Below are 21,086 nucleotides of genomic sequence, written 5' to 3' on the forward strand. Positions count from 1 at the left end.
GAAGTCTCCACTTCCCACGACCCCGGCCGATCGACAGGTCGGCGGCGCAGCGGACGGTTTGACCCGTCCGCCCGGCCCGGGATCCAATCTCCCCGGCCGCGTCATCGGGGCGCCGCCGTACCACTGGAGAAGCCTCATGCGTCGCGTCGCCGCCGTGCTCGCCCTGGTCGTCGCCGCCTGCCTGACCACCGGCGCGCCGGCGTACGCCGCCCAGGAGGGGCCGCGCCGCGATCATGTGACCCCGTCGGCCGATGGCGTCTACGTCATCGGTGACTCGCTGACCTACCGCGGCCGCTCGCAGCTGCTCGACCTGCAGCCGGGCTGGAGCGTGAACGGCGTGAACGGCCGCCCGGTCAGCGCGATGCCTCGCCTGGTGCGCAACATCCTGCGCACCGACCGTGACCCCGCGGCGGTCGTCGTCGCGCTCGGCTCCAACCCCAGCCGTGGCTGGTCGGCGGAGAGCCTGCGGCGCACCGTCGCCCTGCTGCCCGCGGAGACCTACGTCGTCTTGGTGACGACCTACAAGAGCTCCCGCTGGCCGCGCCACGGGGTCCGGATGACCGCCCGCTACAACCGCTGGATGACCCAGCTCGCCGCCGTCCGTCCGGCCACCTGCACGGCACCCTGGAGCGAGGCCGCCGCCGCGCACCGGGAGTGGCTCGTCGACGGCCTGCACGCCACCGCGCGGGGGTACGTCGAGCGGGCGCAGCTGATCAGCGACACCCTCTTCGACTGCGAGTGAGTCCTACGGCGTGAACTCGGGGGCGCCGGCTCGACCCGGCGTTCTAGGGTTCAGCCATGAGCGCTGCAGTCTCCGCCGCCCGGGCCGCGATCGACGCGATCCAGGGGCACGAGGCCTGGGCGCTCATCCGCCGCTCCACACGCACCGGGGACCGTGACACGATCGGCGCGCTCGGCGGCCGCCGCTGGGTGGCCGAGTCGCTGCTCGACGTACCGCTGGAGACGGGCGTGCCCGCGGACGGCCGCCGCTGTGACCGTCTGGTCGCGGTGCCGTTCCGTCAGGTCGCGGAGCGGGGCTTCGAGGCGCACGACGACGGCACCCCGCTCGTCGTGGTCGACGTCGAGACCGAGGTCGAGCTGTCCGTCGCCGACGTGATCGCCGCGATCCCCGAGGCCGAAGTCGACTTCGTCGACCGGGGCGGGTTCGAGACCAGCGACGAGGACTACGCGAAGGTCGTCGAGCGCATCATCACGGACGAGATCGGCCAGGGTGAGGGCGCCAACCTCGTCGTCGGCCGGCACTACCGCGCCGTGGTCGCCGACTGGGACGCCGCCAAGGCACTGGCCGTCTACCGTCGCCTGCTGGAGCGCGAGCGCGGCGCCTACTGGACCTTCCTGTTCTTCACCGGCGACCGCTACCTCATCGGCGCCAGCCCGGAGCGGCACGTCTCCATCAGCGGCGGCGACGTCCGGATGAACCCGATCTCCGGCACCTTCCGCCTCCCTGCCGAGATCGGCAGCGAGCCCGACGGCACGCTCAAGACGCGGCTGCTGGAGTTCCTGCGCGACGAGAAGGAGATCTACGAGCTCTTCATGGTCGTCGACGAGGAGCTGAAGATGATGTGCGACATCTGCACCGAGGGCGGCCAGGTGCTCGGGCCGTTCCTCAAGCCGATGTCGCGGCTCATCCACACCGAGTACCTGCTGGCCGGCCGCACGACGCGCGACGTGCGCGAGGTCGTCCGCGACACGATGTACGCCGCCACGGTGACCGGCTCGCCGGTCGAGAACGCCTGCCGGCTGATCAAGGCCTACGAGCCCGAGGGCCGCGGCTACTACGGCGCCGCGCTCGCGATCTTCGGCCGCGACGCCGCCGGGGAGCCGGTGGTCGACAGCCCCATCGTCATCCGCACCGCGGACGTCTCGCCCTCCGGCGAGCTGAAGGTCAGCGCCGGCGCGACGCTCGTGCGGGACTCCGACCCGGCGTACGAGGTGGCTGAGACGCACGCGAAGGCCGGGGGCATCCTCGCCGCCTTCGGGCTGGTGCCGCCCGCGCCGGTGCCGGCCGGCCGCGGCGTCGCCGAGCTCGTCACCGACGAGGACGTGCTGCTCGAGCTCAACCAGCGCAACCGGCGGCTCTCCACGTTCTGGCTGACCGACCAGGGCGGATCCGACCCGGACCCTCGGCTGGCCGGGAAGTCGGTCGTCATCCTCGACGGCGAGGACGACTTCGTGAAGATGCTGCGCCACATCCTGGCCGTGCTCGGCATGACCTCGTCCGTCGTACGCCACGAGGACTACACGCCCGGCTGCCTGGACGGCTTCGACCTCGTCATCGTGGGCCCCGGCCCCGGCGACCCCCGCGACGACGCCGATCCGAAGATGCGCAACCTGCGCGCGGCCGTCTCCTCCCTGCTGGAGACCGAGCGGCCGTTCCTCGCCGTCTGCCTCGGCCACCAGGCGCTGTGCCACGAGCTGGGGATCGAGCTGCACTACAAGGACATCGTCTTCCAGGGCACCCAGTCGCCCGTGACCGTCGACGGCCGGTCCTACCGGGTGGGGTTCTACAACACGTTCGTCGGCCGGGTCGGGGACCGCGAGCTGCCCGAGGGCGTCTCGGTCGACGCCGACCCGCAGTCGGGCGACGTCCACGCGGTGCGCGGACCGCACTTCCACGGCATCCAGTTCCACGCCGAGTCGATCCTGACCGAGCGCGGCTACGACCTGATCCACGACCTGGTCGCCCGGCTGCTGCTGGACTGATGACATTCGTCGCCGTGCCAGCTGTGCCGGACGTCGTCGTGGTCGACCACCACGACTCCTACACCCAGAACCTGGTCCACCTCATCGCCGGCGTCACCGGCGTCCTGCCCACCGTGGTGGAGCATGACGAGGTGACCGCGGACGAGGTGCTCTCCCATGCGTTCGTCGTGCTCTCGCCCGGCCCCGGCCACCCCGCCGACGCGGCCGACTTCGCCGTCGGGACCGACGTGCTGCGCGCAGCGACCCGGCCGGTGCTCGGGGTCTGCCTCGGGATGCAGGGACTCGTGACGGCGTACGGCGGCCGGGTGGACCGCGTCGAGCCCGCCCACGGCGAGGTGGCGACCGTGCGCCACGACGGTGCCGGCGTGTTCACGGGCGTACCGTCGCCGCTGCGCGCCGTGCGGTACCACTCGCTGGCGGCGCTGTCCGTGCCCGACTGCCTCGAGGTCACCGCCCGGGCCGAGGACGGCACCGTGATGGGCGTGCGGCATCGCTCGCTGCCGCTGGAGGGGGTGCAGTTCCACCCCGAGTCGATCCTGTCCGAGCACGGCACCCGGCTGGTCGGCAACTTCCTGGGACTCGCCTCGTGACGGCTGCCCACGAGGTGTTCGCCGCGGTCGCCCGCGAGCATCCCCGGTGCGTCTGGCTCGACGGCGGCGGCGCGCGGCAGTGGTCGGGCCGGCGCTCGCTGCTCGGCTGGCTGGAGCCCTCCGACGTCTCGCTGACCTACTCCGCCGCCCGGCGTGAGGTCACCCGGCACGCCGACGGCCGGGCGGAGGTCGTCGGCTCGGACATCTGGTCGGCGCTGACCGACGAGCTGGCCGCCGGCGCGCCCGCCGACCAGTGGTTCGGCTACTTCGGCTACGCCTGTCGGCCCGACCTGCCCGCCGTACCGTCCGAGGACCTGCCCGACGCCGTGTGGATGCGGCCGAGCCGGCTGCGGGTGTTCGACGACGAGGTTCGGGGGCAGTCCTCGGACTTCGGGGGCGTTGCAACGCCCCCGAAGTCGCGGAATCCCCGGTTCACCGGGGATTCCGCGGCCGCGGCGTCGCCGCCCCCCGCCTACGCCACCGCCTTCGAGCAGGTCCAGGAGCAGCTCCGGGCCGGCAACACCTACGAGACGAACCTGACCTACCGGCTGACGCCGGCACCTGACCCTTCCGACCGCGACACGCCGACGGAGGGTGAACGACGTCAGGTGCCCGCGGAGGTCTACCTGCGGCTGCGCGACATCAACCCGGCGCCGTACGCCGGCTTCCTGCAGCACGACATGCCGGGCGCCGAGGCGTGGCTACTGAGCTCCAGCCCGGAGCGCTACGCCCTCGTGACGGCCGAGCGCACGATCGAGACGCGGCCGATCAAGGGGACGACGCAGCGGGGGAGCACCCCGGAGGAGGACGAGCAGAGCGCGGAGCGGCTGCGCACCGACCCGAAGTTCCGCAGCGAGAACCTCATGATCGTCGACCTGCTCCGCAACGACCTCTCGCTGGTGTGCGAGCCGGGGACGGTCGAGGTGCCGGAGCTGATGGCGGTGGAGTCCTATGCCAGCGTCCACCAGCTCGTGAGCACGGTCCGCGGACGGTTGCGCGACGGGGTCGGCACGGTGGAGGCGCTGCGAGCGCTCTTCCCCGCCGGCTCCATGACCGGTGCCCCGAAGCTGCGCACGATGCAGATCATCGAGGCCGTCGAGGCCGCGCCCGGGCTGGGCGGCCCGCGCGGCGCGTACGCCGGCGCGTTCGGATGGATCGCCGCCGACGGCCGGGCCGACCTCGGCGTGGTGATCCGCGCGCTGACGACCACGGGCGACGGCCGCTGGACGCTCGGCACCGGCGGCGGCATCACGGTCCGCAGCGATCTCGCCGAGGAGTACGCCGAGACGCGCTGGAAGGCCGAACGCCTGCTGAGCGCACTGCATCCGGCCGACGGCTGAGCAGACCCGCGGCCGGCGTACGCCCTCGCCTTCCGTCCCTGTGCCAGGCTGGACCCATGGGGATCCACCTGCGCAGCGTCGTGCTCGACACCACCGACGTGCCGCGGCTGGCGGAGTTCTACCGCGAGCTGCTCGGGTGGAGCTATCCCGACGGCTTCGAGGACGGTGGCGACGACACCGACTGGCGCTCGATCGTCGGACCGGGCGGTGAGCGGCTGGCGTTCCAGCAGGCCGCGTCGGTCACGCCCACCACCTGGCCGGACCCGGCCGTCCCCCAGCAGCTCCACCTCGACTTCCTCGTCGACAGCGTCGAGGAGATGGAGCAGCACCACGATCGGGCACTGGGGTTGGGCGCGAGCCTCCGCCTGGACCAGTCCGACGACGCGGAGGAGCCGCTGCGGGTCTACACCGACCCGGCCGGCCACACGTTCTGCCTGTTCGCCTGGCCGCAGGACTGAGGCTCACGCACCTCGTCTCGAGGAACAGGCCGCACCAGAGAGGAAGGCATCCCGGATGGCTACCGTGGAGGACATGGAGCAACCGCACGTCGTCGTGCTGTTCGGCGCCACGGGTGACCTGGCCCGACGCAAGCTGCTGCCGGGGCTGCTCCGGCTCTTCGAGGCAGGGCTGCTCAAGGACGCGATGATCGTCGGCACCTCGCTGGAGGAGATCGACACCGAGGGCTTCGTGAAGCTCGCGCGCGATGCCTGCGAGGAGTTCGGCAAGGGCGTGGTCACGGACGCGCGCTGGGCACCGTTCGCCGAGCTGCTGTCCTACATCCCCACCTCGCGGGGAGCGAAGGAGCTCGCCCACCTGGTCCACGACGCGGAGGCGAAGCTGGCGCGCACCGGCCGGCCGGTGGCCCGGCTGCACTACCTCTCGGTGCCGCCGAAGGCGGCCCTCGACGTGATCCACGAGCTCGACGAGGCCGGGCTGGTCGAGCGCGCCCGGATCATCATGGAGAAGCCGTTCGGCACCGACCTGGCCTCCGCGAAGGTCCTCAACGCCGCGGTGCACCAGGTCTTCGACGAGGACCAGGTCTTCCGCATCGACCACTTCCTCGGCAAGGAGGCGGCGCAGAACATCCTCGCGTTCCGGTTCGCCAACGGCCTGTTCGAGCCGATCTGGAACCGCAACTTCATCGACCACGTCCAGATCGACGTCCCCGAGACCCTCGGCCTGGAGGGGCGCACGGCCTTCTACGAGTCCACCGGCGCCTACCGCGACATGGTGGTCACCCACCTGATGCAGGTGCTGGCGTTCATGGCGATGGAGCCGCCGACCTCGCTGGCGCCGGGACCGATCGGCGACGAGAAGAACAAGGTGTTCCGCTCGATCCGGCCCATCGACCCCGCCAACGTCGTCCGGGGGCAGTACACCGGCTACCGCGGCAAGAACGAGGTGGCCGACGACTCCGACACCGAGACGTTCATCGCGCTGAAGGTCATCATCGACAACTGGCGCTGGGCCGGCGTGCCGTTCTTCCTGCGCACCGGCAAGAAGATGGCGGAGGGCGCGCGGATCATCTCCATCGCGTTCAAGGAGCCGCCGCTGACGATGTTCCCGGCCGGCTCCAACGCCGGGACCCAGGGCCCGGACCACCTCACCTTCGACCTGGCCGACCAGTCGCGGATGTCGCTCTCGTTCTACGGCAAGCGGCCCGGGCCGGGCATGAAGCTGGAGAAGCTGTCGATGCAGTTCGCCACCCAGGAGACCTCCTCCTCGACCGGCGTGCTCGAGGCCTACGAGCGGCTGATCCACGACGCGATGCGCGGGGACCACACGCTGTTCACCACCGCCGAGGGCATCGAGACGCTCTGGGACATCTCCCAGCCGCTGCTCGACAACCCGCCGCCGGTCCGGCTCTACGCGCCCGGCTCCTGGGGCCCCAACGCCATCCACCAGCTCATCGCGCCGCACGCCTGGCGGCTGCCGTTCGAGCGGTCCTGGCGCGACACCCGCACGACGCCGCGGTAGCCGCCCGGCGGTCGGACCGCCCGGCGGTCAGGTGCCGTGGCGGCCGGCCGACAGCTGCGTCAGAAGGGTCTCCACCGCGCGGTCGACCCGCGGGCCGTCGTACGGCGCCAGCGCGAGTGCGTTGACGGTCTGGATCAGCGTGCCGTTCTGCAGGAACGCGGAGACGGCGTACGCCTCCGCTGACTCGTTGACGACGACCCGGGCGTCGTCGGCACCCGGGATCCGCGGTGTCCGGACCCGACCGGCCGGGACGTCCATGGTCTCCCATGCCGCGGCCAGGCCGTCGTCGAACCACAGGTAGGACAGCTCGAAGGTCGGCTTGCCCTCCTCGGCCGGCAACAGGGAGCAGCGGACGTTGGTCGTGGTGCCTCGCTCCAGCCTCAGCGGCGAGCCGAGGGCGGCGCTCACGGCGTCGGCGTCGACGGCGTCGCACGGGTTGAAGGCGGCCGCGGCGCCGCTGGGCGAGGCGACGCCCGCGTGCCCGGCCGGCAGGGGCGGCGCGGCCGAGGGCTCGGGGTCCTCGCCGCCGCAGCCGGCGAACAGCAGCAGGGCGGCCACGGCGGCCAGGGCGGCACGGGTGGCGCGGGCGGGGGACCGCTCAGGACGGGGCACGGGTGGGGATTCCCTTCGGCATGGGGGACGGGGCGCCGGGCAGCCGCAGCTCGAGCCGGGCACCGCCGGACGGCGCGCGGCCGGCCGACACGGTGCCGGCATGACGCTCGGCCACCTGGCGGACGATGGACAGCCCGAGCCCGGAGCCGGGCATCGAGCGGGACTCGGGGGAGCGGTAGAACCGGTCGAAGACGTGCGGGATGTCGGCCTCGCCGATGCCGGGGCCCTCGTCGTCGACGGTCAGGGTTCCGCGCTGCAGCGCGACCCGGACGGTGCCGCCCGCGGGGCTCCACTTCGCGGCGTTGTCGAGCACGTTGGTCACGGCGCGCTCCAGGCTGTGCTCCTCGCCCACCACCCACCACGGGTCGAGGTCGGTCTCGAACGTGACCGACGGCGCCCGCAGCCGGACCCGGCCGACGGCATGCTCGACGACCTCGTGCAGCTCCACCGCGCCGACCACCGGCGTCAGCGGCTCGTCGCGGGCGAGCTCGACGAGGTCGCCGATGAGCGTGGTGAGCTCCACCATCTGGGCGCGTACGTCGCCCAGCAGCTCGGCCCGCTGGTCCTCGTCGAGCGAGGCGCCGGCCTGGGTGAGCAGGTCGATGTTGGTGCGCATGGAGGTGAGCGGCGTCCGCAGCTCGTGGCCGGCGTCCGCGACCAGCTGCCGCTGGCGGTCGCGGGAGGCGGCCAGCGCGACCAGCATGCCGTTGAACGCGGTGGCCAGCCGGGCGATCTCGTCGTCGCCCTCGACCGGCAGCGGGGTGAGGTCCTCGGTGCGGGCGATGTGCTCGACGGCCTTGGTGAGCCGGCGCACCGGTCGCAGGCCGCTCCCGGCGACGCCCCTACCGGCGAACCCCGCGGCTGCCACGCCGAGCAGGCCGAAGGCGAGCATCACGATGCCGAGGCGGTTGAGGACCTGCTGCTGCGGCGCGAGCGACTGGGCGACCACGAGCGCCTGGCCGGCTCGCGTGGTGGGGACGGTGACGACGCGGTACTCGCCGTCGCGGTCGACCCGGATGGTGCGGATGACCCAGCCCCGCTCGCCCGTGGCGACGGCCAGCTCGGGCTGTCCGAGGCGCGGGAAGTCGCCGGCCCGGTCGGGGATGTGGATGATGCCGTCCGCGTAGACGAACGCGATGCGGATGTCGGCGGCGCCCAACGCCGCGGCAGGGATCTCCGCACCCTGGGTCAGCTGCTGCAGCGTGGAGGAGCGCGCCGCCAGCTGGGCGCGCTGCAGCAGCGAGTCGTCCAGCGTCGCGGTCAGCTGGACCCGGACCGTGAAGTAGACGCCGATGGAGACGAACGCGACGGCGACACCGACGGCGACCGTGGTCAGCAGGGTGACCCGGCTCTCCAGCGAGCGGCGGTAGTGCCAGCGGCTGTTCATCGGGGTCCCGGTTCGGGGCGCGGACGCACGGGCATGCGAGAAGGGGGCCTCATCCTTCGCGCAGGACGTAGCCGACGCCACGCACGGTGTGGATCAGGCGGGGCTCGCCGTCGGCCTCGGTCTTGCGGCGCAGGTAGCCGACGTAGACCTCCAGCGAGTTGGCGGTGGTCGGGAAGTCGAAGCCCCAGACCTCCTCGAGGATGAAGGAGCGCTCCAGCACGCGCCGCGGCCGGCGCAGGAACATCTCCAGCAGTGCGAACTCGGTGCGGGTCAGCTCCATGCGGCGGCCTCCCCGGACCACCTCGCGGGTCGGGACGTTCATCGTCAGGTCGGCGAAGGTGAGGATCTCCGCCTCGTCGCCCTCCTCGCGAGGGGTCGCGCGGCGCAGCAGCGCGCGCAGCCGGGCCAGCAGCTCCGGCAGCGCGAACGGCTTGGTGAGGTAGTCGTCGGCGCCCGCGTCCAGGCCGTCGACCCGGTCGCCGACCGCGTCGAGCGCGGTGAGCACGAGGACGGGGACGTCGTTGCCCGCGCTGCGCAGCGCCCGGGTGGCCTCCAGGCCGTCGAGGCGGGGCATCATCACGTCCATCACCACCACGTCGGGGCGTGCTGCGGCGATCATCGCGAGCGCCTCCGCCCCGTCGCCGGCCAGCGTGACGTCGTACCCGTTGAACTCCAGGGAGCGGCGCAGCGACTCCCGCACGGCCTGGTCGTCGTCGACGACGAGGGCGCGCGGCTTCACGGGCGGGGTTCCGGGTGGCACGGGACCAGGGTGCCACTGCGGGCTGAGCGCCCGCTGAGAACCGGTGAGGTACGTCGGCCGGGGACTGAGAGGATGGGCGCCATGACCTGGTTCTCGTCCCCTGCCGAGGCGACCGCGCGGCTGGCCGAGGTGGGCTATCTCGCCGACGGCCCGACCGCGACGACGGCCTTCCTCGCCGGCACGCTGGAGAAGCCGCTGCTCGTCGAGGGGCCGGCGGGCGTCGGCAAGACCGAGCTGGCCAAGGCGGTGTCCCGGGCGACCGGCGCCGACCTGGTGCGGCTGCAGTGCTACGAGGGGCTCGACGAGGCCCGCGCGCTGTACGAGTGGAACTACAAGAAGCAGCTGCTGCGGATCCAGGCCGCCGGCAGCGACGGCCAGGGCCAGGACTGGAGCCAGACCCACGACGACGTCTTCTCCGAGGAGTTCCTGCTCACCCGGCCGCTGCTGACCGCCATCCGCCGCGAGGAGCCGACGGTGCTGCTCATCGACGAGGTCGACAAGACCGACGTCGAGGTGGAGGGCCTGCTGCTGGAGGTGCTGAGCGACTTCCAGGTCACGATCCCCGAGCTCGGCACCGTCAGCGCGGTCCGGCGCCCGTTCGTCGTGCTCACCTCCAACGCCTCGCGGGAGCTGTCGGAGGCGGTCAAGCGCCGCTGCCTCTACCTGCACCTGGACTACCCGGACAGTGAGCGCGAGAAGGAGATCGTCACCTCGCAGGTGCCGGGGTTGCCGGCGAAGGTCGCCGAGCAGCTCGTCACCGTCGTCGGGCGACTGCGGGAGCTGGAGCTGAAGAAGGCGCCGTCGATCGCGGAGTCGGTCGACTGGGCGCGCACGCTCATCGCCCTGGAGATCGAGGACCTGGACGCCAAGGCCATCGACGACACCCTCGGGGTCGTCCTCAAGCACGCCTCCGACACCGAGCGCGCGGTGCGCGAGCTGCGGCTGCGGCGCTGATCCCATGGCCCTGCTCGACCGTCACATCGAGTTCCTCGAGGCGCTGCGCGCCGCGGGTCTGCCGGTGTCGCTGTCGGAGGGGCTGGACGCAGCGCGCGCCCTGGGGGCGGTGGGCTGGGGCTCGCGGACCCAGGTGCGCGACGTGTACGCCGCCACGCTGGTCAAGCGGCACAGTCAGCGGCCCACCTTCGACGCGCTGTTCGAGCTGTACTTCCCTCGGCTGGTCGGCGACGGGGTGGCCGGCGTACGGGCCGATGACGCCGCCCTCGACGCGGACGTGGCGGTGGATGCCCGGGACGCGGCGGTGCTGCGCGACACCGCGGCGTCGATCCGGCTGCTGCAGGACCAGCTCGTCGACGCCCTCGCGACCGACGACACCGAGCGGCTGCGCCAGTTGGCCGCGGAGGCCGTCGGCCGGCTGGGGGCGATGCCCGGTCGCGGGCCGGGACTGTCGTCCTGGTCGTCGTACACCACGTTGCGGCGGCTGGCACCCGACGAGGTGACCAGCAGGCTGGTCCAGGGGCTGATGGCCTCGGGCTGGACCGAGGAGGAGGCCGAGCGGGTCGCCGCCCGCCGGGTGGGCGCGTACACCGGTCTGGTCGAGGCCGACGCCCGGCGCCGGATCGCCGAGGAGCGCGGCCCGGCCCACATCGCCGACGTCAGCGTGCGGCCGACCATCGACCGGCTCGACTTCCTCTCCGCCCGCCGCGCCGACCTGGAGGAGCTGCGGCGGGAGGTCTATCCGCTCGCCCGCCGGCTCGCCACCCGGCTCACCCAGGAACACCACGCCCGGCGCCGCGGACCGCTCGACGTACGCCGCACGGTGCGCGCCTCCATCGCCTCCGGTGGCGTCCCGCTCGAGACCCACCACAAGCCGAAGCGCCCGCACCGCAACGAGCTCGTCGTGCTCTGCGACGTCAGCGGGTCGGTGGCCAACTTCGCGTCGTTCACGCTGATGCTGGTCTTCGCGCTGCGCGAGGCGTTCAGCAAGGTGCGGGCGTTCACCTTCGTCGATGAGGTTCACGAGGTGACGTCGTACTTCACGCCTGGGGGCGACATGGTCGACACCATGACGCGCCTCGCCGAGGCGTCGGCGTACGCCGCACGGTTCGGCCGCACCAACTACGGCCGCGCGTTCGAGCTGTTCGCCGAGCGGCACGCCGATGCACTGGGTCCGAAGACGTCGCTGCTCGTCCTCGGCGACGCCCGCTCCAACTACGCCGACCTGGCGCTGCCCACTCTGCGCTCGATCGCGGAGAACACGCGCCAGGCGTGGTGGCTCAACCCGGAGGCACGCCGGCAGTGGGACACCGGCGACTCGGCCGCCACCCGCTACGGCGAGGTCGTCCCCATGGTGGAGTGCCGCAACCTGACCCAGCTCGGCGAGTTCGTGCACCGGATCGCCTGACGGCCGCGCGCCTCAGTCCCGGGTGATCTGGAAGACCTGCCCCGCCGCGGCGAGCTCACCGGACAGGAAGTCGTCGAGCCCGTCGACCGCGGCCACGACCGAGGGATGGGCCGAGGCGTCGACCGCCGCCGCGCCGGCGAGGTAGTGGGTGAGGTCGTGGTTGCCGGGCATGCCGGTGTCGCGGGTGGCGAAGGTGACGGTGACCTGCGCGACGGTGTCGCGGTTGTCGGCACCGTCGGTCTTCGGGACGAGGTCACCGGCGTTCTCCAGCGAGAGCACCTGGCTGCCGGCGGGGAAGCGACCCTCCAGCTGCGCGGTGGGTGAGCCCACCGTGACGACGTCGGTGACGGCGTACGGCGTCCCGTGGCTCAGCAGCGCCGCGGCTTGCATCCCGCCCTGGCTGTGCCCGGCCAGCAGCACCGGCTCACCGGGCCGGATGCCGGCCTGTGCCATCGCGTCGAGGACGCCCGCGGCGTACGCGGTCGGGCGGTTGCCGGTCAGCCGGAGGTTGGTCGCCCAGTCGCGGACGTCGCCGTCGCGGCTCCACGGGCGCAGGTCGTCGGTGCCGGGGAGGTAGACGACGTGGCGGCGCCCGCCGTCCGGGGCGACCAGGGTCTGCACCGCGACGGTGCCGTTGTTCCGCTCCGCGCCAGGCCCGGAGAGTGCGCTCGTCTGCGCGAGCACCGTCACCAGCCCCTGGACGCCCTGCGGCTGCCGGGCCAGGTCGGGCACGGTCAGGTCGGGGCGCGGCACGGTGCGGTGCCCGGTCCCCGTGAGGTAGGCGGTGCCGAGCAGCCCGGCCAGGGCGTAGGAGGCGCGCTGCCCCGTGGCCGCGCCGGCCAGCGCACCGGCCGCGGCGATGCCCGGCGCGCCGACGGTGAGCGCCTGCTCGGCGAGGCCGAGCCACCAGCCACGGACCAGCTCGTCGGCCGCCGTCATCGTCGCGGCGGCCCGACGTACGCCGACCGCCAGCAGCTCCCACGCGGCGACATCGGGTCCGGCGCCCTCCGGACCGGCCACCGCCCGTAGCAGCGCCGCCTCGGCGACGGCGAACGTCTCCGGTGCCACCGGCGCGGAGAGCGCCAGGTCGGTGTCGGCCGCCGTGGCGGCGCCGATCGCCGCCCGGCCGGCCAGTCTCAACCCGACGCCGCCCATCGTGCCGGCGAGCGCCGTCATCGCTGCCGTCGACGCGGCCAGCCCGGCGACCCCGCCGGCGATGTCGGCGATGGCGACGCTGCGACCGTCGGAGTCGGGCGGTCCCGGCTTCACCGTCCTCATCGCAGCCCGGGGAGGCTGACGGGGAGGTCCACCGGGAGGTCGAGACGAAGCCACTCGACGCTGCCGGACGGCGGTGGCCGGAACGTCGCCAACAGCTCGTCACGTGGGTCGAGCGCGTCGAGCAAGCCGGACGCCACGTCGGCGGCCCGCGCCCGGGCGCGGTCGACCAGGCCGAGCACGTGCTGCTCGATCGCGGCGATCAGTGCCAGCCGCCCCTCGACCCGGCGGGCGTGGTCGACCAGCCGCTCGGCCGCCTCGTCGTACAGGTCGGCGGTGTGCAGCAGGTGGGCGACCCGCGTCCGGCACGCCGTCGCCATGGCATCCGCCGCGACGCCCTGCCACGGCACGGCCTGGACCGCGCGGTGCACCTCCTCGGCGTCCTCGCGCATGCCGGCCGCCTCGCGCGCCAGCCGCCGCGACAGCCGGAGGACGCGCTCCGGGTCGCCGTAGAAGATCATCGACCACCTCCGCTCCGGCTCTCCCCGGCCTCCTGCCCGGCCGGTCGCGGCGGAAACCTCAGCGCGGCACGGCTGTGGAGAGCCGGCGCAGGGCCTCGTCGATCTCGGCGCGGTCCCCCGCGAAGGAGAGCCGCACGAAGCGGTGACCCTCGCCCCCGGCGCCGGCGTCGAAGTCGATGCCGGGGGCCAGGGCGAGCCCGTGCTCGGCCAGCAGCCGGCGACACCAGGCCATGGTGTCGTCGGTGAGGTGGCCGACGTCGGCGTAGAGGTAGAAGGCGCCGTCGGCGGGGGCGAGCCGGGTGATGCCGAGGTCGGCGAGTCCGGCCAGCAGGGCGGCCCGGTTGCCGGCGTACCGGCGCACGTGGCCGTCGAGCTCGGCGTAGGACTCGTCCGTGAACGCCTGCACCGCCGCGCGCTGGGCCAGCGTCGGCGGGCAGATCGTGAAGTTGCCGGTCAGCACGTCGACGGCGCGGCGCAGCCGACGGGGTGCCAGCAGCCACCCGAGCCGCCAGCCGGTCATCGAGAAGTACTTGCTGAAGCTGCCGAAGACGACCGCCTCCCGACTGGTCTCCCAGGCGCTCCGGGCCAGCGGCGGATGCCCTTCCAGCGGCGCGTACTCGATGCCGTGGTAGATCTCGTCGGAGATCAGCTGGACGCGCCGCTCCTCGCACCATGCGGCGATGGCGGCGAGCTCGTCGGGAAGCATCATGGTGCCGGTCGGGTTGGCCGGCGAGGCGACGAGCACGCCCTTGAGGTCCGGCACGGCCGCGAGCTGCTCCAGGGTCGGCTGGAACCGCGTCTCCGGGCCGGTCGGCAGCTCGACGACTTCACAGCCGAGCGCCGTCAGCACGTTGCGGTAGCAGGGGTACGTCGGCCGGGCGAGCGCCACCCGGTCGCCGGCCTCGAACGCGGCGAGGAACGCGAGGAGGAACCCGCCGCTGGCTCCGGTCGTCACGACCACGTCGTCGGGCGAGACGTCGATGCCGTGCCACCGGGCGTGGTGGGCGGCGATCGCCTCGCGCAGCGCCAGGATGCCGGTCGCGGGCGTGTAGCCGAGCGGCTCACCGGACTGCAGCAGCCGCACCGCCTCGGCGGCCACGGCCGCCGGTGCCCCGGTCGCCGGCTGACCCGAGAGCAGGCTGACCGCGTCGCCGTGGGTCCGTTGCCGCACGGTGGCGGCCTCGATCATGTCCATCACGTGGAACGGCGGGACGTTCGCACGCGAGGCGGCCGTCCACCGCTCGGTCAGCCCAGAGTCGAAGCCAGAACCCACGCCAGAACCCACCCCAGATCCCACGCAGACCAACCTATCCGCGCCCGATAGACTCAGGCCCCGCCACCGGCCGACCAGGGGTGACATGAGCTTCGACGTCCACCAGCTCGACGTCTTCGTGCTCGTGGGGTCCGCGGTCATCCTCTGCGCCATCCTCGCGGTCCGGGTCTCCTCCAGCACCGGACTGCCCTCGCTGCTGGTCTACCTGCTCATGGGTGTCGCGCTCGGCGAGTCCGGCATCGGCATCCACTTCGAGGACGCCCAGCTCGCCCACGCGCTCGGCTTCGCCGCGCTGGCGCTGATCCTCGCCGAGGGTGGTCTGAGCACCCAGTGGGGCGAGGTGCGCTCGGCTATGCGGCTGGGCCTGTCACTGGCCACGCTGGGCGTCGCCGTGACCGTGGGTGTCGTCGCGGCGGCGGGGCACTACCTGCTCGGCCTGGACCCGATGCTCGCCGTACTCCTCGGCGCCGTCACCGCGCCCACCGACGCCGCGGCCGTCTTCTCCGTGCTGCGTCGTGTCCCGCTCCCGCGCCGGCTGACCGGTGCCCTGGAGGCCGAGTCCGGCCTCAACGACGCCCCGACCGTCGTACTGGTCACGCTGGTCGCCAGCGGCGCCGCCCAGGAGGACCCGTGGTGGCAGGTCGTGGGGATCATCGGCTATGAGGTCGCGGTCGGAACGCTGACGGGCCTCGCGGTCGGCTTCGGCGGGGCCTGGGTGATGCGTCGCATCGCGCTGCCCTCCTCCGGCCTCTATCCGCTCGCGGTGCTGACGCTGACCTTCCTCGGGTACGGCGCGGCCTCGGCCGTCCACGCCAGCGGCTTCGCCGCCGTGTACGTCGCCGCGCTGGTGCTGGGCAACACCGAGCTGCCCCACCGCGGACCGACCAGGTCGTTCGCAGAGGGGCTGGCCTGGCTGGCCCAGATCGGCCTGTTCGTGATGCTCGGACTCCTGCTCTCGCCCAGCCGGATCACGTGGGAGGTCGTCGGGCTGGCGCTGGTGGCCGGGCTCGTGCTGACCGTCGTGGCGCGGCCGCTGTCGGTGCTGGTGAGCTCCGTGGCACGCCCGATGGGCTGGCGCGACCAGGCGTTCCTCTCCTGGGCGGGGCTGCGCGGCGCCGTGCCGGTCGTGCTGATGACGATCCCGCTGGCCGAGGGCGTCCCCGGCTCGGCCCGGCTCTTCGACATCGTCTTCGTGATGGTCGTCGCCTACACCCTGCTGACCGGCCCGACCCTGCCGCTGGTCGCGCGCCTGTTGGGTGTCGCCCGGCCGTCGGACCCCCGCGCGCTCGAGGTGGAGGCAGCGCCCCTGGACCGGCTCGCGGCCGACCTCCTGCAGGTCTCCATCACCCCGGGCTCACGGATGCACGGCGTCGAGGTGGGCGAGCTGCGACTGCCGAAGGGCTGCTCGGTCTCGCTCATCGTCCGTGACGGCGCGACGATCGTGCCGGAGCGCCGTACCGCGCTGCGCGCGGGCGACGACGTCCTCGTGGTGGCGCCCCGCGCGGTCCGGGAGCAGACCGAGCGACGGCTGCGCCAGGTCAGCCGGCACGGTCGGCTCGCCCAGTGGCTGCGTGAGGAGCGGGCGTCCGGCGAGGCCACCTGACGCCCGCGGCTCAGCCGAGCGGGGGCGCGCAGATCGTGGTGTCCTTGCGGACCGGGACGGACGGCGGGCCCGGCCGCAGACCGGCGAAGCCGTTGCCCACCACGAGGACGACCCCGGCGAACTGGGTGGCGTCCCGCGGGACGATCCGGACACCGGGGATCCGGGCGGCCACGAGCGCGACCGCCGGACTGTCGGGGTCGTCGGTCCAGATCTGGGCGTTGGACACCTCGACGCCGGCGCCGGCGTTGCCGCTGCCACCGCGGTGGAACCCCTGGTCGACCAAGCCGGTCAGCGTCCGGTTGGCCAGCCCGGAGCGTCGGCCGGCGTTGAGCACGGTCACGGTCACCTGGGCGACCCTCAGCTCCTCGCCGGGCCGCACCGGTGTCTCCACGCAGGTCGGCGACTCGCCGGCGTCCGGCATCGGCGAGGTGAGGATGGACCAGCCCGACCACGCGGCGACGACCAGCACGGCACCGAGCACCGTGAGCGTGAGCAGGGTCCGAGCCGCCGGGGGCATGCCCGGAGCCTAGAGCCGGCAGTGGCCCCGCCGTCACCCCTCGATCGTGTGGACCCGGGCGTGCAGGATCTGCCGCTGCTGGAGGGCGGCGCGCAGCGCGCGGTGTAGCCCGTCCTCGAGGTAGTACTCGCCCCGCCACTCCACGACGTGCGCGAACAGGTCGCCGTAGAACGTCGAGTCCTCGTCCAGGAGGGCGGCGAGCTGCAGCGTGTCCTTGGTGGTGACCAGCTCGTCGAGCCTGATCTGGCGCGGTGGCACCGCCGCCCACCCCTTGGCCGACAGGCCGTGATCGGGGTAGGGGCGCCCGTCGCCCACGCGCTTGAAGATCACGCTCGCGACTATAACCAGCGACGTGAGGGGCGCCTCCCGGCGTCGCCGGGTGCTCGCGGCACGGGGTGCGTCACGCGGTCCAGCGCAGGGACTCCTCGACGAAGTCGGCGAACGCGTAGGTGCCGCGCAGGTCGGTCCGCTCGGCCAGCAGGCGGGAGACCGCAGTGGCGTGGCGGGTCTTCAGGCTCTCCCTCTGCTCCGCGATCCGGTCGGTGCGGTCCGGCCGGCTCTGCTGGCCGGTGCCGGTGCCGGTTCCGGTGCCGGCGCCGGTGCCGCGGTTGCTCGGTGTGGTGTCGTCCATCTCGGCCTCCTGACGTGGTCGCTGTCGGTGGGTGCCGCGCCGGTCGGTGCCGGGCGACGACACGAGCCTGGGCCTCGAAGATCGCCGGGAGGTTGATCGGAGGTTACGGCTCTGTTCCGGCGTGGTTGATAATCGTGTAACTCAATCTACTATGACCGTATTGAGCGTGTCGGATGGCTGTCCGGATCGGCTGTCCACAGCACTTGGATGAGCTCGCCCGGCTCGCCCGGCGGCACCAGTACCCCGCGACCCGGAGGAAGAGGCCGGGGCCGGACTCCGCCGACCAGCGGCCCCTCCTCGGGGCTGCCGGAGAGCAGCACGGTCGTCCCGCCGGCCTCGCGCAGGGCCACCAGCTGCGGCTCGTGGAGCGCTCGCGCGGCTCCTGCCATGCGGCGCGCGACGGCAACGCTCAGCCCGAGCTCGTCGGAGCGGGACAGCAGCGGGAGCAGCGGCTGCAGTGGTCCGGGACCGAAGCCTGACGGGGCCAGCACGTCGAGGTCGTCGACCAGCACGAGCACGCGCGGCCCCGGGCACGGCTCGGGGGGCCCGGCGGTGCCCCCGCCGGCGGGGGTGCCGAGGCGCTCGTCGAGCCTCGCGGCGAGCGCCGCCAGCGCCGTCGTCGTGTCCGCGGCGGTCCGGGTCCGGGCCAGCAGGTGCGACGCGGGCAGCCGCGGTAGGGACCGGCGGGGGTCGACCATCACCACCTGCAGGTCCGCGGGCGACCGCGAGATCGCCTCCTCGGCAAGCGCTCGCAGCAGGGTGGAGCGGCCCGACCGCCGGTCGCCCAGCACGAGAAGGTGCTCACCCTCGTGGAGCCGGGCGGCGTCGGGGGTCCGTGCTCGCAGGGCGAAGCGGAGCCCGCTCCCACCCGCGGGGAGGTCCTCCGGCGCCACCTGGTCGGGAAGCAGTCGGACGCGTGGCCGGGGGTGGCCTCGCCACCGCTCGTGCAGCTCCCTCACCAGCCGAGCGGTGGCGTCGGCCAGTCCGAGGGTGGTGGCCCGGCCGTCGGTGCGGGGCAGCGCGGCCAGGAAGTGGCCGGCCTCGACCAGACCGTGGCCGGGCCGGCCGGTCGGCACCGAGGCGGCTCGGCGCCGGTCGACCTCGGAGTCGACCGGGTCGCCGAGCCGAAGCTCCAGCCGGGTCGCCGGGAGGTCCCGTGCGCCGGACCGGAGGTCGGCCCAGCGAGTGGCCGAGGCGACCAGATGCACGCCGAGACCCGCCCCGCGCTCGGCCACGGAGACCAGCGCGGCTGCCGTGTCGTCGTACTCGCGCAGGGCGCTCCAGCCGTCCGCCAGCACCACGACGCGGCCGTAGTCGTCGCCGCGGCCGACGGTGCGCCCTGCGACCAGCTCGGCGAGCAGCTCACCGACCCGCTGGATCGCCTCCGCGTCGCTTGCGACGACGGCCACGTGCGGCAGCCCGGCGACCGCTCCCAGCGAGCCGGTCGGGTCGAGGAGGAAGAGCTGGACCCGGCTCGGGGACCAGCCCTCCGCCACCCCCGCGGCGATGGTGCGCAGCAGTGTCGAGCGGCCGGACCGCGGTGCGCCGACGACGGCCACGAAGCCGGCCTCGAGATCGACCGTCAGCGGCTCGTGTCGCTGCTCGCGGGGCCGGTCGACCACCCCGACAGGGACGACGAGGCGCTCTCCCGCCGGTTTGAGCAGCCGGTCCAGTGGCGCCGGCGCGGTCAGGGGCGGTACCCAGGCGGGCCGGGCCGGCGGGTGTCCGGCGGTGGCGATCGCGGCGACGGTCTCCTCGACCCAGGACGGTCCGGCGACGGTCGCCGGTGGGCCCGGGACGGGGGCAGCGGTGAAGGGCAGGATCCGGTTCCCGCGCGCGATCACGCGCGGCCTCGAGAGGTACGGCGCCTGGAACCGCACCAGTGTCGTCGGGTCCGGCCGCAGGTATCCGGCACCGGGGCGAGCGGGCAGATGCGCCGCGTCGGGGACGCCCAGCGCGGCGTGCGACTCCGCAGTCGTGAAGGTGCGCAGGGCGATCCGGTACGAGAGGTGGGCGTCGAGCCCGTGCAGCCGGCCCTCGTCGAGACGCTGGCTGGACAGCAGCAGGTGCAGCCGCAGCGAGCGGCCGACCCGGCCCAGGGTCGTGAAGAGATCGGCCAGGTCGGGTCGTGCGGCCAGCAGCTCGGCGTACTCGTCGACCACCACCACCAAGGTGGACATCTCCGCCGCGGGGTCGTCACGCACCAGCTGCTGGCGCCGGAGCAGCTCGCCGGTCAGGGCGTCGGACATCCGCTCCACGAGCGCGGCCTCGTCGGCGAGGTTGGTGACCAGACCCGCGACGTGGGGCAGGCCGGCGAGCGGGGCGAAGGTCGCGCCGCCCTTGAAGTCGACCAGCACGAGATCGACCTCGCCCGGCGGGTGGTCGCGCGCGAGCTGCAGCACGATCGTGCGCAGGAGCTCGGACTTGCCCGATCCGGTAGCGCCGACCAGCAGGCCGTGCGGCCCGACGCCTCCTGCGGCGGCCTCCGCGAGGTCGAGGACGACCGGCTCGCCCAGCTCGTCGGAGCCGAGGGTCACCCGGAGCCGGCCGGCGGGTGTCCCGCGCCCGGTGGCCACGCCGCCGAGGGCGCCACCGGGGTGGCCGCTCGGAGCGTCCGTGCGGGAGCGGCCGGCGATCCGGCGTGCCCGCGTCTCGGCCCTCGGCCGGGTCAGAACCGTGACGCTGCCGGACAGGGCGCTTCCGTCGGCCGTGAGCGGGACCGTGTCGCCCGGCGTGACGCGCAGCACCGTGAGCCCGGCGGCGTCTGCGGGTGGCGCGGTGCCGTCGACGACCACCAACACGTGGCGGTCGGCCGGGACACCCAGGTCCGCCGCACGGGCGGCGACGAGGCGGCGCGGTCCGACGGCGTCGCGATCATCGCCCGCCGTGTGCGGCAGCCACTTCGTCCACTCCCACTCGGCGAGCCGGTCCGGGCCGGCGAGCACGGCCACGGCGAGCCGCTCCGGACTGTGTGACTCCGTGGCCGCCACCACGAGGGCGCGAGCGGTCGCCACGGCGTCCGGCCCGCCCGCGACCAGCCGGCGGGTGTGCGCCAGCGGCACGCTGAGCGGCAGGTCCGCGAGGGTGGTGCCGGCCACGGCCAGCCGTGCCACCGCCCGCACCGCCACCGGGTCGTCGTCGGGTCGGCGCTCGGGCGCCACGGGCTGCAGCCGGGCGGGACCGACGCCGACGCCGTACCGCACCGACAGGTCGTCCCCGATCACCGTCCGGCGCTGCTCGGCCGCCGCCCGGCGCAGCGTCGCCCGAGCGTCGTCCAGCTCGACGAGGTAGTCGCGGCGGCGCTCGTGGAGGCGACGGAGCCGCTGGTGGCGCTGCCGGTCCAGCTGGGCCACCGCGAACCCGATGCCCGCCAGCAGCACCAGACCGCCGACCAGCCACATCCGACCGCGGTCGCCACCGGTGAGGGTCGTCAGCACCGCGACGGTCCCGAGCGTGCCCAGCAGGGGCAGGGCGGTGGTCAGCCCGCCGCCCTCACGCGCCGGCAGCCGCGGAACCGGCGGGAGGTCCAGCCGGGCGGGCAGCTCGCGCGCCGCACCGCTCGCCTCCATCGCGC

The 21,086-nt window shown here is 73.8% G+C and carries 19 protein-coding genes; 9 read left to right on the forward strand and 10 right to left on the reverse strand.

The annotated features are described in order from the left end of the window. Positions 1-136 precede the first annotated feature (136 nt). The 6 genes from VGE38_RS14720 to zwf all read left to right on the forward strand — a co-directional run bounded on the left by VGE38_RS14720 (position 137) and on the right by zwf (position 6,631). Positions 137-742, forward strand: a complete 606-nt coding sequence (locus VGE38_RS14720) for an SGNH/GDSL hydrolase family protein (protein ID WP_331143305.1) — start codon at positions 137-139, stop codon at positions 740-742. Positions 743-798: 56 nt separating this feature from the next. Continuing rightward, positions 799-2,724 (forward strand): anthranilate synthase family protein, encoded by a 1,926-nt coding sequence (locus tag VGE38_RS14725; RefSeq protein ID WP_331143306.1) that lies wholly within the window; start codon positions 799-801, stop codon positions 2,722-2,724. A 14-nt stretch (positions 2,725-2,738) separates the two neighbouring features. Further along, positions 2,739-3,314: an anthranilate synthase component II gene (locus VGE38_RS14730; protein ID WP_331143307.1), complete on the forward strand. Its 576-nt coding sequence runs from the start codon at positions 2,739-2,741 to the stop codon at positions 3,312-3,314. Next, entirely contained in the window at positions 3,311-4,654 is a 1,344-nt protein-coding gene (locus tag VGE38_RS14735; RefSeq protein ID WP_331143308.1) for an anthranilate synthase component I family protein, read from the forward strand. Before VGE38_RS14730 ends, VGE38_RS14735 begins: the two co-directional genes overlap by 4 nt. Positions 4,655-4,710: 56 nt before the next feature. Next, positions 4,711-5,112 carry a VOC family protein gene (locus VGE38_RS14740; RefSeq protein WP_331143309.1) on the forward strand — a complete coding sequence of 134 codons (402 nt, stop codon included), beginning with the start codon at positions 4,711-4,713 and terminating at the stop codon, positions 5,110-5,112. 73 nt (positions 5,113-5,185) lie between these two features. Next, the gene (gene zwf / locus VGE38_RS14745; protein ID WP_331143310.1) at positions 5,186-6,631 is read left to right on the forward strand and encodes a glucose-6-phosphate dehydrogenase; all 1,446 of its coding nucleotides are present in this window, start codon (positions 5,186-5,188) and stop codon (positions 6,629-6,631) included. 27 nt (positions 6,632-6,658) lie between these two features. Here the strand turns inward: zwf and VGE38_RS14750 are convergent, their stop codons facing one another. Genes VGE38_RS14750 through VGE38_RS14760 form a run of 3 tightly spaced genes read right to left on the reverse strand, consistent with a single transcriptional unit; the run spans position 6,659 to position 9,390 of the window. Next, positions 6,659-7,243, reverse strand: a complete 585-nt coding sequence (locus VGE38_RS14750) for a hypothetical protein (protein WP_331143311.1) — start codon at positions 7,241-7,243, stop codon at positions 6,659-6,661. Further along, a complete protein-coding gene (locus VGE38_RS14755) occupies positions 7,230-8,630 on the reverse strand; it encodes a HAMP domain-containing sensor histidine kinase (RefSeq protein ID WP_331143312.1) in 1,401 nt (466 codons plus the stop codon). Before VGE38_RS14755 ends, VGE38_RS14750 begins: the two co-directional genes overlap by 14 nt. Positions 8,631-8,679: 49 nt before the next feature. Continuing rightward, positions 8,680-9,390: a response regulator transcription factor gene (locus tag VGE38_RS14760; protein WP_331143313.1), complete on the reverse strand. Its 711-nt coding sequence runs from the start codon at positions 9,388-9,390 to the stop codon at positions 8,680-8,682. Between the two features lie 81 nt (positions 9,391-9,471). Between VGE38_RS14760 and VGE38_RS14765 the strand changes: the two genes are divergently transcribed. Both VGE38_RS14765 and VGE38_RS14770 read left to right on the forward strand, forming a co-directional pair. Continuing rightward, entirely contained in the window at positions 9,472-10,344 is an 873-nt protein-coding gene (locus tag VGE38_RS14765) for an ATP-binding protein (RefSeq protein WP_524538554.1), read from the forward strand. A 4-nt stretch (positions 10,345-10,348) separates the two neighbouring features. Next, on the forward strand, positions 10,349-11,752 hold the full coding sequence (locus tag VGE38_RS14770; RefSeq protein ID WP_331143315.1) for a vWA domain-containing protein: 1,404 nt from the start codon (positions 10,349-10,351) through the stop codon (positions 11,750-11,752). A 12-nt stretch (positions 11,753-11,764) separates the two neighbouring features. Here the strand turns inward: VGE38_RS14770 and VGE38_RS14775 are convergent, their stop codons facing one another. The 3 genes from VGE38_RS14775 to VGE38_RS14785 are packed head-to-tail and all read right to left on the reverse strand — an operon-like array spanning position 11,765 to position 14,761. Further along, the gene (locus VGE38_RS14775; RefSeq protein WP_331143316.1) at positions 11,765-13,030 is read right to left on the reverse strand and encodes a lipase family protein; all 1,266 of its coding nucleotides are present in this window, start codon (positions 13,028-13,030) and stop codon (positions 11,765-11,767) included. Continuing rightward, positions 13,027-13,488 (reverse strand): hypothetical protein, encoded by a 462-nt coding sequence (locus VGE38_RS14780; protein WP_331143317.1) that lies wholly within the window; start codon positions 13,486-13,488, stop codon positions 13,027-13,029. Before VGE38_RS14780 ends, VGE38_RS14775 begins: the two co-directional genes overlap by 4 nt. Before the next feature lie 58 nt (positions 13,489-13,546). After that, positions 13,547-14,761 (reverse strand): aminotransferase class I/II-fold pyridoxal phosphate-dependent enzyme, encoded by a 1,215-nt coding sequence (locus tag VGE38_RS14785; RefSeq protein ID WP_331143318.1) that lies wholly within the window; start codon positions 14,759-14,761, stop codon positions 13,547-13,549. Positions 14,762-14,846: 85 nt separating this feature from the next. Between VGE38_RS14785 and VGE38_RS14790 the strand changes: the two genes are divergently transcribed. Further along, positions 14,847-16,364, forward strand: a complete 1,518-nt coding sequence (locus VGE38_RS14790) for a potassium/proton antiporter (protein WP_331143319.1) — start codon at positions 14,847-14,849, stop codon at positions 16,362-16,364. A 10-nt stretch (positions 16,365-16,374) separates the two neighbouring features. Here VGE38_RS14790 and VGE38_RS14795 read toward each other — a convergent pair whose 3' ends face one another. From VGE38_RS14795 to eccCb, 4 genes are all read right to left on the reverse strand, one after another. Further along, on the reverse strand, positions 16,375-16,881 hold the full coding sequence (locus tag VGE38_RS14795) for a LytR C-terminal domain-containing protein (RefSeq protein WP_331143320.1): 507 nt from the start codon (positions 16,879-16,881) through the stop codon (positions 16,375-16,377). Positions 16,882-16,914: 33 nt separating this feature from the next. Beyond that, positions 16,915-17,211, reverse strand: a complete 297-nt coding sequence (locus VGE38_RS14800) for a type II toxin-antitoxin system VapB family antitoxin (protein WP_331143321.1) — start codon at positions 17,209-17,211, stop codon at positions 16,915-16,917. A gap of 70 nt (positions 17,212-17,281) precedes the next feature. Then, positions 17,282-17,512, reverse strand: a complete 231-nt coding sequence (locus tag VGE38_RS14805; protein ID WP_331143322.1) for a hypothetical protein — start codon at positions 17,510-17,512, stop codon at positions 17,282-17,284. A 149-nt stretch (positions 17,513-17,661) separates the two neighbouring features. Next, complete coding sequence (gene eccCb, locus VGE38_RS14810) at positions 17,662-21,081, reverse strand: type VII secretion protein EccCb (RefSeq protein WP_331143323.1); 3,420 nt, start codon at positions 21,079-21,081, stop codon at positions 17,662-17,664. Positions 21,082-21,086: the final 5 nt, after the last annotated feature.

This window comes from Nocardioides sp., assembly GCF_036405735.1.
Taxonomy (GTDB): Bacteria; Actinomycetota; Actinomycetes; order Propionibacteriales; family Nocardioidaceae; genus Nocardioides.